Genomic DNA, 13300 nt, shown 5'->3' with positions numbered 1-13300 from the left:
CACAAAAACAGCTTTCCGAATTAAAGAATTTGCTTGGCGACCATAGCGTTTTGGACCCACCTGACTCCATTCCGAACTCAGAAGTGAAACGAAATAGCGCCGATGGTAGTGTGGGGTTTCCCCATGTGAGAGTAGGACATCGCCAGGCTTTTAATTTGAAGAAGCCCACTCGAAAGAGTGGGCTTTTTTGCATTTCAGAGTTCTGAAAATTAGGGTTATAAAAAATAACCCAAGTAATTCGAATCCAAATACCCATTATTAAGGTGCAATGTATTTACTCTCCGCTACCTTCCAAAAAGCTTTCACTAATGGGTTTTCTAACTGATTTTTTGTGCAACAGACGCCAAGTTCAAATGGCTTAATTGGTAATACTTTTAAGCGATTAATCTTTTCCCTTACTGGACTGTTGTTAATTACGACATCCGGTGCAATACCCACCCCACATCCCAATGCAACCATGCTTACGATGGCCTCATGTCCTGACGTTTGCGCGTAGATATTCGGCTTTATTTTCATTTTTTTGAGCCAAGTATTAGCCCTGTCCCTTGCTGTGCCTGCTTCCGGAAGAATGAATGGAATGATTGACCAATCTGGCTGCTCCTTTTGCAATTCCTCAGCAAATGAACTGACACCGATAGGAGCGATGACAGACAGAGGGATTTCACTGATCGTTTCAAACGCGATTTTGTTTGGCATCTGCTCCGATTTGGCTGAGATGGCAATATCGGCTTCATCTGCTAGTATTTTGTCGATTGCTTGAGCTGGGTCACCGGTTGATAGCTTAAATTCAATAAAAGGATGCTGAAGACGAAAATCGGAAATTAACTCTGGTAAATGGCTGTAGCTGGCGGTCACCGAACAAAAGAGACGGATCTCTCCCTTTAGCTCGCCTTCGGTTCCTTTTATATGGTTTTGATACTGTTGCCATTCACCAAGAATTTTTAACGCAACAGGCATTAATTTTTTTCCTTGGGTTGTCAGCTCTACACTGCGATTATCGCGAACAAACAGTTGTTGATTTGTTTCTTCTTCCAACTTTTGTATTTGCCGACTGAGGGCAGAAGGACTGATGTGCATGGTTGCAGCGGTTTTGGCAAAACTTTTACTTTCACAGAGATGAATGAAAAGTTGCAGGCTTTTGATATTCATTAAATCTTCATTTCCATGTTGCATAAATTGCAATAAGTAATTGTGAATATATCACTTTAAGCAACGTTATGTCTGTTTTAGTATGAAGTTATTCGGTAAGACGGTTACCGACCTTTATGGAAGAATGTTTAAGGAGCACCCAGATGGCTAACTATTTCAATACCCTAAACTTGCGCGAGCAATTGGATCAACTTGGTCGTTGTCGCTTTATGGACCGTGAAGAATTTGTATCTGAAGCGGATTACCTGAAAGGTAAAAAAGTGGTCATTGTGGGCTGTGGTGCTCAAGGTCTAAACCAAGGCCTAAACATGCGCGATTCTGGTCTTGATGTGTCTTACGCACTACGTCAAGCTGCGATCGATGAACAGCGTCAATCGTTTAAAAATGCCAAAGATAATGGCTTTGAAGTTGGTAGCTACGAAACGCTAATTCCTCAAGCAGATCTGGTTGTTAACTTAACGCCAGACAAACAGCACACTAACGTTGTTGAGACGGTGATGCCACTAATGAAAGAAGGCGCTGCACTAGGTTACTCTCACGGTTTCAATGTTGTGGAAGAAGGCATGCAGATTCGTAAAGATCTGACAGTTGTCATGGTTGCTCCTAAGTGTCCTGGTACAGAGGTTCGTGAAGAGTACAAACGTGGTTTTGGTGTTCCTACCCTAATCGCGGTTCATCCAGAGAATGATCCGAAAGGTGAAGGTTGGGATATCGCGAAAGCTTGGGCTGCAGCTACAGGTGGTCACCGTGCGGGTTGTCTTGAGTCTTCTTTTGTCGCTGAGGTGAAATCAGACCTAATGGGTGAGCAAACCATTCTATGTGGCATGCTACAAGCGGGGTCTATCGTATGTTACGAGAAGATGATTGCTGAAGGCATTGATCCGGGTTATGCCGGTAAGCTACTGCAGTACGGTTGGGAAACCATTACGGAAGCTCTGAAATTCGGTGGCATCACTCACATGATGGACCGTCTATCTAATCCAGCGAAAATCAAGGCGTTCGAGCTTTCTGAAGAATTAAAAGACCTAATGCGTCCACTATATAACAAGCACATGGACGATATTATCTCTGGTCATTTCTCTAGCACCATGATGGCTGACTGGGCAAATGATGATAAAAATCTTCTAGGATGGCGTGCAGAAACTGGTGAAACTGCATTTGAAAATTACCCAGAAACGGACATTGAGATTTCTGAGCAAGAGTACTTCGACAACGGCATTCTAATGATTGCAATGGTCCGTGCTGGGGTTGAACTGGCATTTGAAGCGATGACAGCTTCTGGAATCATCGATGAATCAGCATACTACGAGTCTCTACATGAACTTCCGTTGATTGCTAATACTATCGCACGTAAGCGTCTATATGAGATGAACGTGGTTATCTCTGATACGGCTGAATACGGTAACTACCTATTTGCTAACGTAGCAACGCCTTTATTACGTGAGAAATTCATGCCTTCTGTTGGTACAGATGTTATTGGTAAAGGCCTAGGCGAAACGTCTAACCAAGTGGATAACGCGACTCTTATCGCAGTGAACGAGACTATCCGTAACCACCCAGTGGAATACATTGGCGAAGAACTACGTGGCTACATGACGGATATGAAGCGCATCGCGGTTGGTGGCTAATTCCCTTCGCTGCACAGCATTGAAGATATTAAATGAACTCCAGACAGATTGGAGTCGATAAATACAAAAACACGACATCTAATTAAAAGGCTTGGTCTCCGTTGACCAAGCCTTTTCGTTTTTAGTCGATTTGTCCATGTGCTGATAAGAAAAACGCTCCTGTCGAAGGAGCGTTTAGGGGCTTATTTATCAGCTAGCTTTTCTTCAAGCTCGGCTAATTTCTTTTCCATTTCCGTCAGCTTTTGACGCGTACGTAGTAAAACTTGAGTTTGAACATCAAATTCTTCGCGGCTTACTACATCTAGCTTATTTAGTTGGCCTTGGATTACTTGGCGAACTTTTTGATCAACGTCTGCGCCTAGCTCTTTTACTGGTGCTGGCATTGAGTCATGAATTTGTTTAGCAATTTGCTCTAATTTCTTTGGGTCAAACATAGTGGCTAAAACTCCTTTTGATTTGCCGACATTCTAAGTAAATGATACGTGAAAGTCGCCATTTAGATGGTAAAAAAGAGAGCGGCAATAAAAAAGGTCACCGAAGTGACCTTTTTCTTAGCTTCTTGAGCTTATTTGTTTTCTGCTAGCTCGCGGTGCGCCGCTTTCGCTTCATCAACTCGTGCTAACTTTTCCAAGTCTTTGTCTTCAACAAAAACTGGCAGTGGTTTGTGTTTTTCAGCTAGGTAGCTGTAAATCACAGGTAGTACGAATAGCGTGAACAACGTACCAAGTGCCAAACCAGCCACGATTACGATACCGATACTAAAGCGCTGCTCTGCGCCTGCCCCCGTTGCGTACATTAGCGGGATAAGGCCGGCAATCATCGCCGCAGTGGTCATCAGAATTGGACGAAGACGCACTTTCGCCGCCTCCATTACTGCATCGATTCGAGACAGTTTGTTGTGCAGCTGCTCTTCTTTTGCTACTTCACAGATCAAGATACCGTGTTTGGTGATCAGACCGACCAACGTGATCAGACCGACCTGCGAGTAGATGTTCATCGAGGCTGTGCCCCAAGCCAAGGCGATCAACGCACCACACACCGCTAGCGGTACCGATACCATGATAACGATAGGGTCACGAAGTGATTCAAATTGAATCGCGAGAACCAAGAAGATGATGGCTAACGCAAGACCAAACGTTGCGTATAGCGCGCTACCTTCCGTCACGAACTGACGTGCTTCACCCATGTAATCATGGTTGTAACCTGCTGGCAGTTTGTTTTGTGCGATATCTTCAAACCAATTAATGGCATCACCCATGGCTACACCAGGAGTCGGAACTGCACCCACAGTCGCTGAGTTTAATTGGTTGAAATGTGGCAGAGAGCGAGGCTCTGCCACGACATCAATGGTGATCAGGCTACCCAATGGAACCGCTTTGCCATCAACGGAGCGTACGTAGTAGTGCTTCATTGACTCTGGATTTAAGCGCCACTTACGTTCAACTTGTGGAATAACTTCGTACGAGCGGCCGTTAAGGTCGATACGGTTAACATAACCGTCAGCCATCATAGTGCTTAGCGTGATACCGATGTCTTGCATCGTCACACCGTAAGCGCCAGCTTTATCCTTATCGATCTTGATCTTCATGGTTGCTGAATCATATTTCAGATCGAGATCGGAATAGACGAACATTGGACTGCTTGCTACTTCCGAAAGAACGTCACTTGCAACGGTAAACAAGCTTTCAAAGTTGTTTGGTGTTGTAATCACGAACTGGATAGGCAGACCAGACCCCGCACCTGGTAGCTCTGGCATTTCGAATGCAGTGACGGCCATGCCAGGTACTCCTTGCACTAAGGCACCCACACGCTCTTTCAATTCGGCTTGGCTGGCTTCACGTTCGCTCCAAGGTTTCAGCGTTGCTAGACCAAACGCTTGGTTCGAGTTAGGCACACCGGTAAACACCTGCGCGTATTCCACCTCTGGTTGAGCCGACAGAATCTTGTTTACATCGTTCATGGTGTTTTGGATGTAATCCAAGTTCGCGTTCGAAGGTGCGGTACCCATAAGTACAACTACACCTTTGTCTTCCGAAGGTGCAAGTTCACTAGGAATGAACTTGAACAAGATAGGTAAGCTCGCAAATACAATAATGGCAAATACAATCACAACCGGACGATTAGCCATTACCGATCTCAGTATGCCCTCGTAACGAGTCGTCATACCATCAAGGATATGGTGAACTTTTTGTTCAAACTTGCTCGGTTTTTCGTTCGCCTTCAGCATTTTCGAACACATCATTGGTGATAGTGTCAAAGCGATGATGCCGGATACGAATACCGAACCTGCCAGTGTCAAAGCGAACTCTTTGAACAATGAACCTGTGATACCACCCATTAATGCGATTGGCGCGTACACCGCACCTAGCGTCAATGTCATTGCGATAACCGGAACCGCAATTTCACGCGTACCAATGATCGCTGCACGGAATGGGGATTCACCTTCTTTGATGTGACGGTCAACGTTTTCTAGTACCACGATCGCGTCATCCACCACCAAGCCAATGGCTAGAACCATCGCCAGTAGCGTCATCAAGTTCCAAGAGAACCCCATTGCTTGCATCACCATCGCCACACCAATCAAAGAGAGTGGAATAGTCACGATAGGAATGATTACCGCACGGAATGAGCCTAGGAACAGTGTGATAACCACAAGTACGATGACCGCTGCTTCCAGGATGGTTTTCACCACTTCGTGAATCGATTCGTTGATCGCAATCGTAGAGTCGTACATCACGTTCATTTTGATGTTGCTTGGTAGGTTGCGCTCAAGTTGAGGCAACAGATCAAGCACGTCTGCCGCGATGTTGATCGGGTTAGCACTTGGCGCTGCGTTGATCGCCGCAACCACAGCTTCTTGACCGTTTGCACTTGCGCGGTAAACGTCGTGACTCTTCTCTAGTGTTACTTTAGCGATATCACCTAGGCGAATCACATCCCCTTCACCAGTTTTCACAACTAAGGCTTCAAGTTCAGCAACGTTTGATACCTGAGTATCTGCGCTACCGTTGTAAAGCACGAACTCGCCAGTCGCTTGACCTGTTGCGGATTGGTAGTTATTGGCGTTCAAAACGCTCATCACATCGGTTGCAGTCAGCTTCAAAGCGCCCATTTTGGCAGGATCTAGCCATACGCGTAGTGCGTATTTCATACCACCATAGAGATCAACTTTGGACACACCGTTTACGGTGAACAACTGTGGGTTGATTACACGTTCAAGGTAGTCAGTGATCTGACTTGAAGATAATTCGTCACTCGTAAAACCTATGTACAGTACCGCCGTAGTCGAACCAGTCGACATGGTTACGGTTGGGTCTTCGGCTTCTTTTGGAAGCTGTGAACGTACCGAGTTGGTTTTTGCCAGAATGTCAGACAACGCTGCATTTGGGTCCGTGTTCAACTTCATGTTTATGGTAATGGTCGATTTACCCAGTACCGATTGAGAAGTCATGTAATCAATGTTGTCGGCTTGTGCTACTGCTTGCTCCAAAGGCTGAGTAATAAAGCCTTGGATTAAGTTGGCACTTGCACCGTAGTAACTGGTGGTTACGGTAACCACCGTATTTGTCATTTCAGGGTATTCACGAACCTGCATTTTGAACACTGCTTGCAAACCAAGTAGTGCAATCAAAAAGCTGATCGATACCGCTAAAACTGGACGTTTTATAAAAACATCAGTAAAGCGCATGATGCCTCCAATTAAAGCATTGGTGTTTCAGCAGGTGGAGTAATGGCATTGCTTTCAACAATGCTAACTTTTGCGTGGTTGCTTAAACGGACTTGACCCGAAGTGACTACCACATCACCAGGTTTCACGCCTTCCAAGATGTGTGCGATGTCTTTAGTACGTTCGCCCACTTTAACTACGTGTTGCTTCACGCGCTTTTCACCATCTTTTTCTGTCACGATGTAGACGTTATCGCCGTACAAAGTGAAGGTGATTGCTGTTTGAGGTAGCGTCACTTGGTTTGCCAATTTCGGCATGATGATGTTTGCACGTGCGAACATACCGCTGCGAAGTTTGCCATCGCTGTTTGGAATGTCAGCTTGTACTTGGATCAGACCACTTTGTACATTTACCGCAGGTTCAATGGCAGAAATTGAGCCTTTGAATGGCTGATCTGGGTAGGCATCTACAAAAATATCCACTTCTTGGTCAAGTTTGATACGCGAGATGTCTGTTTGAGGCACGGTAAAGCGCAGACGCATTACGCTGCTATCTTCTAGACGAACAATATCGCTACCAGCTTGGATGTATTGACCAAGATAAACGTTACGGATACCAACTACACCTGCAAATGGCGCTTTGATTTCACGACGATCGATGGTTGCTTTTAAACTCTCGATATCTGCTTTAAGCGAGTAGTAGTTTGCTTCAGCTTCATCGTAAGCTTCTTTAGAAATAGAACCTTTCTTAAACAGACCTTGGTAACGTTTGTATTTCGCTTCTGCTGCAGGAAGTTTCGCTTGTGAACTCTTCAAGTTCGCTTTTTCTACTTCAGAATCAAGCAGAACGAGAGGCTGGCCAGCTTCAACTTGAGTACCTGATTCAAAAGCGATCTTGTCGATAACACCGCTCGTTTCGTTCGCTACCGTCACACCTTGGTTTGGTTCGATAAAACCGATAGCCTCGATCACTGGTACCCAATCCACCGCTTTTACTTCCGTAACGGTTACTGGGAACTCAGGTTCAGGGCGGCTAGCGAAAGCGTCCATTTTTTGCTTGATATCAATTAGCCTGTATGTCACTACACTACCAAAAAGTAATAAAACAATTGATAGCATCAAAATCCACTTTTTCATTCTATTAAGAACTCCAAGTTAGTGTTTAATAATTGCATCCCAACTGGCTTCAATGGCTGCTTCCAGCGCATCGTCGTCCAATTGATAAAATCCCAAAGCATGTTTTCTCGCAAGCGCGACGCTTGCTTCAAAGCTTAATCCAGAGAGCACTTCGTTATCGAGAGGCTTAAAAACCCCTTCTTCTTTGCCCTGGTTGAAAAGGCGATCTACTTGGGCAAACATTTTTCGCTCAAGTTCCCACGTCTTGTTTCTTGTCGTGCAAGGTAACGAATCATATTGAACTCGATTACTGATGGCGTTTAAGTTGGAACCCGCCAAATTCCAGATGTTGAGCCACATGGTTCGATAGCGTTCCTTCAATGGCATGTCGTCATTAACGCCCGCTTGCACTGCAGAGGCAATGCGTTTGGCTACGTTAAGACGCACTTCTTCCAATAGATGTTCTTTGTCTGAGAAATAGCGATAAATCGTCCCGGCGGCGACACCCGCTTCGTTAGCCAGCTTTTGCATAGAAAGCCCTTGAAAGCCAGACTCTGCAATTAACTGCTCCGCAGCGGCAAGTATTTGATCGCGTTTATCTACAGCAGGGTTGTCCGTCATAATCCTACTACCAGTGAATGAACGTTCATTCATTATAGCTTAAAGTCTGGTCTACTATGCAACAGAATGTTGCACCAATCGGGGCAAAATTTACGAGAAAATCACCGTAGCATTCAAAGAGCCACCCCTTTATCATAGGCGCCACATTTGTCACCCGCAGAGAATTTGTATGAAGCTGAACCCTAGACAAGATGAAGCCGTAAAATACGTGTCTGGTCCATGCCTAGTGCTTGCCGGCGCAGGCTCAGGTAAAACGCGCGTAATTACTAATAAAATTGCTTACTTGGTTCAGCAATGTGGCTACAAAGCAAGAAACATCGCGGCCGTGACCTTTACCAACAAAGCCGCGCGAGAAATGAAAGAGCGTGTTGGTCAAACCTTGGGTAAAGCCGAGTCGAAAGGTTTGATGGTTTCTACTTTCCATACCTTGGGTTTGAATATCATCAAACGTGAGTACAAGCAGCTTGGGTTAAAAGCGGGCTTTTCGTTGTTTGATGATCAAGACCAGATGGCGCTGTTGAAAGAGTTGACGGAAAAGCAACTCGACGGTGATAAAGACCTACTCAAACAACTATTGAGTACGATCTCCAACTGGAAAAACGACATGTTAACGCCAGAGCAAGCCAAAGCGATGGCGAAAGGCGAGCAACAACAGCTGTTCGCTTTTTGTTTTGAGATGTATCAGAAGCAGATGAAGGCGTACAACGCGCTCGATTTTGATGACCTGATCCTGCTGCCAGTATTGCTGCTGCGTAATAATGAAGACGTGCGTCAGCGTTGGCAAAATCGCATCCGCTATCTATTGGTTGATGAATACCAAGATACCAACACCAGTCAGTATGAACTGGTCAAATTGATTGTGGGCGAGCGCGGTCGCTTAACCGTCGTTGGTGATGATGACCAATCGATTTACTCGTGGCGTGGTGCCAAACCGCAAAATTTGGTGCTGCTCGGGCAAGATTACCCGAACCTGCGCCTGATCAAGCTGGAACAGAACTATCGCTCGACCAGTCGAATTCTTCGTGCTGCAAACATTTTGATTGCCAACAACCCGCACGTGTATGAAAAATCACTGTTCTCAGAGATTCCTGACGGCGAAAAACTGAAAGTGTTGCTAGCCAAGAACGAAGAGCACGAAGCAGAACGGGTCACGGGTGAGTTGATTGCGCACAAGTTCTTAAATCGCACGGAATATCGAGATTATGCGATTTTGTATCGCGGTAACCATCAATCGCGCTTGATTGAAAAATCACTGATGCAAAACCGCGTACCGTACAAACTGTCTGGCGGTACATCGTTTTTCGCGCGTGCCGAAATCAAAGACATCATGGCGTATCTTCGAGTGTTGGTGAACCCGGACGATGACAACGCATTTCTGCGCATTGTGAACACGCCGCGACGCGAAATTGGCCCGGTAACGTTAGAAAAATTGGGCAGTTACGCCAATATGCGCGGCAAAAGCCTATTTGAAGCAAGCTTTGAAATGGGATTAGAACAACACCTATCGGGGCGTGGTCTCGAAAATCTGCGTCGCTTTACACAATGGTTGGTGGCGATTGCCGATCAAGCTGAGCGAGGTAACACAGTAGAAGCTGTTCGTTCCTTGGTTCGTGACATTCATTACGAAGATTGGCTGTACGAAACCTCAGCCAGCCCGAAAGCCGCTGAAATGCGCATGAAGAACGTTTCGGATCTCTACTCTTGGATTGTGGCTGACTTAGAAGGTGACAATTACGACCAAGAAGAGAAAACGCTGAAAGAAGTGGTTCAACGTTTGACCTTGCGTGACATGATGGAACGCGGCGAAGAAGACGAAGACAGCGATGCCGTTCAATTGATGACACTACACGCATCAAAAGGTCTAGAGTTTCCTTACGTTTATTTGATTGGTTCGGAAGAGGGCATATTGCCGCATCAAACCAGTATTGATGAAGATAACGTCGAAGAAGAGCGACGCTTGATGTACGTAGGCATCACCCGCGCACAGCGAGAGCTGACGTTTACCATGTGTAAAGAGCGTCGCCAGTTTGGTGAGTTGATCAAACCGACTCAAAGTCGTTTTTTGGATGAGCTGCCGTTTGATGATGTCGAATGGGAAGTGAACAAAAAGCCTGTGTCTCAAGAAGAACGAATGGCAAAAGGTCAGGCGCACATTGCAAACCTGCGCTCGATGTTTAAGAAGTGATCACTTTGATCTCACGGTAAATCAAGTTCACTCCAAACAAAAAGGCTTGCCGATTGGCAAGCCTTTCTTATTTCAGATGAGTCGCGGCTGGATTACAAGCCATCAATCATGTGGTCGATGGCTGCAATGATTTCATCATCAGAACAGTCCATACATGTACCTTTTGCAGGCATCGCGTTGAAGCCTTCAAGCGCGTGCTTCACTAGCACGTCTTTGCCTTGCGCGATACGCGGAGCCCAATCGTCAGCATTGCCTGATTTTGGCGCGCCGTTTACACCAGATGCGTGACAAGCAATACAGAAAGTACCGTAAACTTTGGCGCCATCACGTGGACCGGTTGGTTCTTCCTTCACAGGCTCTGAACCTGCTAGATAAACATCACCGACAGGTTTGATGCGTTCTGCGATCGCATCGTATTCAGTTTGGCTGATGTCAGAAGCTAAAGCTGCCGTAGAGAAAGTTAAGGCAGCGAACAAAACGCTAATCATTTGTCGAGACATATCCATTAAACCCACTTCACATTCCCGAGGTAAGTGACTTACCTATTTATATAGTTAGAGTATTGATACCGCGTCGAGAAAATCATTCGAAATCTCTCCGATGGCATAAAATGATTAAACAACTTGGTTGCAGCTGTTAAATCAATGTAAATAATGGGTGATTATATCCCGATAACTTGTTGCAATAAACAACAAGTTATCCATGACAGGGCGTGAATCACATCAAAAATACACTTTAAAGGCAGATAACTGTCGAAAAAGAGACCAAACGATAAAAAAAGTAAAAAAAGTACTAGACGGCATAGTGTGATATCCGTATTATTCCACTCCGCCGATAGGGCATGCGCCCGTAGCTCAGTTGGATAGAGCGTTGGCCTCCGGAGCCAAAGGTCGAAGGTTCGAATCCTTTCGGGCGTACCATACCCCGGAGGAAAAGTCGGTAAAACTCAATGGTGGCTATAGCTCAGTTGGTAGAGCCCCGGATTGTGATTCCGGTTGTCGCGAGTTCAAGTCTCGTTAGCCACCCCATTCTTTCCTTTTTGGATAGAATACGGTAGCATTGCTTCCCATCTTGATGTTGAATCAGGATAAAACATAAGTCGGTGAATAGCGCAGCTTGGTAGCGCATCTGGTTTGGGACCAGAGGGTCGGGGGTTCGAATCCCTCTTCACCGACCACTATATAGTTTATGGCTACATAAGTAGCGGTGAACATAAAAATTTGATGGTGGCTATAGCTCAGTTGGTAGAGCCCCGGATTGTGATTCCGGTTGTCGCGAGTTCAAGTCTCGTTAGCCACCCCATTCTTTCTATAAAGAATACATGCTCGGTGAATAGCGCAGCTTGGTAGCGCATCTGGTTTGGGACCAGAGGGTCGGGGGTTCGAATCCCTCTTCACCGACCACCATTAGAAAGCCTGCTTTTTAGCAGGCTTTCGTCGTTTTAGAGTTTATTACATAGCTTGGTCGACAATACTTCAAAGGATTTGGACCCAAGTGGGGGTCGCCTGAAGTTAGAATATAGCTCTTCACCAACCGCGATTTAAAGCCTCAGTCGAAAGACTGGGGCTTTTTTGCATTTTAGCCACTCTATTTTCCGTCATATTAGCTGATAGTGGCTAGCCAGAAGATTTCTATCAGCAGAACATATCGAGCTTTGCGTACGAACTGAAAGGTTGGTGCAGCTTTTGGTGCTTTAGACCACCCATGATCCCAGAGCTTTTCGCGCAGATAAAATAAACCCCAGCTCAATGTCTGGGGTTGTGGTTTTCTTAATCCGCTGTTGTTATTGGGCGAGTGTTTTCAGGATTTCTTTTAGCTCGACGGTTTCTCGGATTTCAAAGTTCGGCGTTATCTCTGTTGGATTACTTGCGCCAGTCGCATTCACCCACACACTCAAAATACCCATGTTGTTTGCGCCTGCGATGTCTGCTGTTAGAGAGTCACCGATGTGTAAGGCTTCTTCTGGTTTGATGTCGACAAGATTCAAGGCTTTTTGGAATATGCTGGCCGCTGGTTTTTCTTCTGGCTCTTCGCCACCCACAATAATATGGTCCACCCATTCATCCATTTGTGTTGCTTTCAATTTGGGGTGCTGCGAGAAAATTGGACCGTTAGTGATCACGACGAGTTTGTAGTGCTTACGTAGATCCATCAGCATTTCTTTTACGCCAGGGAAGAAAGTGAACGCGCCCATACGTGCTGAATCAAAATAGTGTTGTGCTTGCTGAGCTTGCTCTGCATCGATGTGGATGCCGTTCTCCGCCAAAATCGTTTGGATCAGACCACAGCGAAAAGCATTTTCGTCTGGAAGAAGAGCAACCAGCTGAGGAAACTCTGCGTTGAGCTTTTTATATACCCCTTGCAAGTAGCGTTGTAAGAATGCTTGAGGATCAGAGACTTGTGGATACGTTTGTTGAATCCAGGCAGCAAATTTTTGCCCTGCAGCTTTGTCTGCTTGGGATGTGCCACATAACGTCTCGTCCATATCAAAAAAAATCGCTTTAAGCACAGGGGCTCCTTTCATTCACTACTTAGTCACTGGCGTCGAAAGCCTATTATCCCACTCTAAATCGCATCGTAAAGAGGCAATCCGTCAGCAAATTGTGCAGTTTCGTTTACGCTTAAGTGATGCTGTTCTTTTGGCTTAATCATTAAACCGCATAACGGGCGCATAATCGCAACTTTGAGGAGGTTTCCTCTGTTTTGTTGTGGTGCTCACGTTTTAGCCTTAGGCGAAGCCGGTTAACTTTGGTTTTTTATGTTTGCCGACTATTTTGTTAGTAACATTTTATGCCGAAAAATCGCTTTTGGTACGATATATTGTTTGGTAAATGTTAATAATCACACATGAATAGTGTGGTTATAGTGTGAGGTGATGTTGTGCCTATATTTAGAGCATTTTTCTAGTTTTAATGGTGCATGGCGCACAAAAATG

The 13300-nt window shown here is 45.5% G+C and carries 9 protein-coding genes, 5 tRNA genes and 1 rRNA gene; 8 read left to right on the top strand and 7 right to left on the bottom strand.

What is annotated here, in order from left to right; translation table 11 throughout:
- The first annotated feature begins 32 nt into the window (after window positions 1-32).
- Window positions 33-148 (top strand): 5S ribosomal RNA (gene rrf, locus ACF8CV_RS22375).
- Window positions 149-258: 110 nt separating this feature from the next.
- Here rrf and ilvY read toward each other — a convergent pair.
- A complete protein-coding gene (gene ilvY / locus ACF8CV_RS22370; protein ID WP_025518603.1) occupies window positions 259-1149 on the bottom strand; it encodes an HTH-type transcriptional activator IlvY in 891 nt (296 codons plus the stop codon).
- A gap of 143 nt (window positions 1150-1292) precedes the next feature.
- Here ilvY and ilvC point away from each other — a divergent pair, with 143 nt between their 5' ends.
- Window positions 1293-2777 (top strand): ketol-acid reductoisomerase, encoded by a 1485-nt coding sequence (gene ilvC / locus ACF8CV_RS22365; RefSeq protein WP_025541600.1) that lies wholly within the window; start codon window positions 1293-1295, stop codon window positions 2775-2777.
- 182 nt (window positions 2778-2959) lie between these two features.
- On the opposite strand, the gene ACF8CV_RS22360 is transcribed toward ilvC, so the two are convergent.
- From ACF8CV_RS22360 to ACF8CV_RS22345, 4 genes are all read right to left on the bottom strand, one after another.
- A complete protein-coding gene (locus ACF8CV_RS22360; protein WP_005487540.1) occupies window positions 2960-3211 on the bottom strand; it encodes an accessory factor UbiK family protein in 252 nt (83 codons plus the stop codon).
- A 131-nt stretch (window positions 3212-3342) separates the two neighbouring features.
- Window positions 3343-6465, bottom strand: a complete 3123-nt coding sequence (gene vmeD, locus ACF8CV_RS22355; RefSeq protein ID WP_025501943.1) for a multidrug efflux RND transporter permease subunit VmeD — start codon at window positions 6463-6465, stop codon at window positions 3343-3345.
- A gap of 11 nt (window positions 6466-6476) precedes the next feature.
- Window positions 6477-7580, bottom strand: a complete 1104-nt coding sequence (vmeC, locus tag ACF8CV_RS22350) for a multidrug efflux RND transporter periplasmic adaptor subunit VmeC (protein WP_138938313.1) — start codon at window positions 7578-7580, stop codon at window positions 6477-6479.
- A gap of 18 nt (window positions 7581-7598) precedes the next feature.
- Window positions 7599-8180 carry a TetR/AcrR family transcriptional regulator gene (locus tag ACF8CV_RS22345; protein ID WP_005487525.1) on the bottom strand — a complete coding sequence of 194 codons (582 nt, stop codon included), beginning with the start codon at window positions 8178-8180 and terminating at the stop codon, window positions 7599-7601.
- A gap of 169 nt (window positions 8181-8349) precedes the next feature.
- Here ACF8CV_RS22345 and rep point away from each other — a divergent pair, with 169 nt between their 5' ends.
- Window positions 8350-10365: a DNA helicase Rep gene (gene rep, locus ACF8CV_RS22340; protein ID WP_005455214.1), complete on the top strand. Its 2016-nt coding sequence runs from the start codon at window positions 8350-8352 to the stop codon at window positions 10363-10365.
- A 92-nt stretch (window positions 10366-10457) separates the two neighbouring features.
- Here the strand turns inward: rep and ACF8CV_RS22335 are convergent, their stop codons facing one another.
- Window positions 10458-10871, bottom strand: a complete 414-nt coding sequence (locus ACF8CV_RS22335; RefSeq protein ID WP_005455203.1) for a cytochrome c5 family protein — start codon at window positions 10869-10871, stop codon at window positions 10458-10460.
- A 337-nt stretch (window positions 10872-11208) separates the two neighbouring features.
- Between ACF8CV_RS22335 and ACF8CV_RS22330 the strand changes: the two genes are divergently transcribed.
- The 5 genes from ACF8CV_RS22330 to ACF8CV_RS22310 all read left to right on the top strand — a co-directional run bounded on the left by ACF8CV_RS22330 (window position 11209) and on the right by ACF8CV_RS22310 (window position 11768).
- Window positions 11209-11285 (top strand) — tRNA-Arg (locus tag ACF8CV_RS22330).
- A 32-nt stretch (window positions 11286-11317) separates the two neighbouring features.
- Window positions 11318-11393 (top strand) — tRNA-His (locus ACF8CV_RS22325).
- Window positions 11394-11465: 72 nt separating this feature from the next.
- Window positions 11466-11542: transfer RNA gene (locus ACF8CV_RS22320), tRNA-Pro, on the top strand.
- Between the two features lie 49 nt (window positions 11543-11591).
- A tRNA-His gene (locus ACF8CV_RS22315) sits at window positions 11592-11667 on the top strand.
- A 24-nt stretch (window positions 11668-11691) separates the two neighbouring features.
- Window positions 11692-11768 (top strand) — tRNA-Pro (locus tag ACF8CV_RS22310).
- A gap of 380 nt (window positions 11769-12148) precedes the next feature.
- On the opposite strand, the gene ACF8CV_RS22305 is transcribed toward ACF8CV_RS22310, so the two are convergent.
- Window positions 12149-12874, bottom strand: a complete 726-nt coding sequence (locus tag ACF8CV_RS22305) for an HAD family hydrolase (RefSeq protein WP_138938314.1) — start codon at window positions 12872-12874, stop codon at window positions 12149-12151.
- Between the last annotated feature and the right edge of the window lie 426 nt (window positions 12875-13300).

Origin of the sequence: Vibrio sp. zbq_1 (assembly GCF_043102935.1) — a bacterium.
Lineage (GTDB): Bacteria > Pseudomonadota > Gammaproteobacteria > Enterobacterales > Vibrionaceae > Vibrio > Vibrio parahaemolyticus.
Note: the sequence above shows the minus strand (reverse complement) of the source record. Positions and strands in the feature narration are given on the sequence as shown.

What these genes read in the sequence shown, in the direction of transcription:
- ACF8CV_RS22335 (WP_005455203.1), bottom strand. Translation starts at nt 10,871, where the DNA reads ATGGATATGTCTCGACAAATGATTAGCGTTTTGTTCGCTGCCTTAACT.
- ACF8CV_RS22360 (WP_005487540.1), bottom strand. Translation starts at nt 3,211, where the DNA reads ATGTTTGACCCAAAGAAATTAGAGCAAATTGCTAAACAAATTCATGAC.
- ACF8CV_RS22345 (WP_005487525.1), bottom strand. Translation starts at nt 8,180, where the DNA reads ATGACGGACAACCCTGCTGTAGATAAACGCGATCAAATACTTGCCGCT.
- ilvY (WP_025518603.1), bottom strand. Translation starts at nt 1,149, where the DNA reads ATGAATATCAAAAGCCTGCAACTTTTCATTCATCTCTGTGAAAGTAAA.
- ilvC (WP_025541600.1), top strand. Translation starts at nt 1,293, where the DNA reads ATGGCTAACTATTTCAATACCCTAAACTTGCGCGAGCAATTGGATCAA.
- rep (WP_005455214.1), top strand. Translation starts at nt 8,350, where the DNA reads ATGAAGCTGAACCCTAGACAAGATGAAGCCGTAAAATACGTGTCTGGT.
- vmeD (WP_025501943.1), bottom strand. Translation starts at nt 6,465, where the DNA reads ATGCGCTTTACTGATGTTTTTATAAAACGTCCAGTTTTAGCGGTATCG.
- vmeC (WP_138938313.1), bottom strand. Translation starts at nt 7,580, where the DNA reads ATGAAAAAGTGGATTTTGATGCTATCAATTGTTTTATTACTTTTTGGT.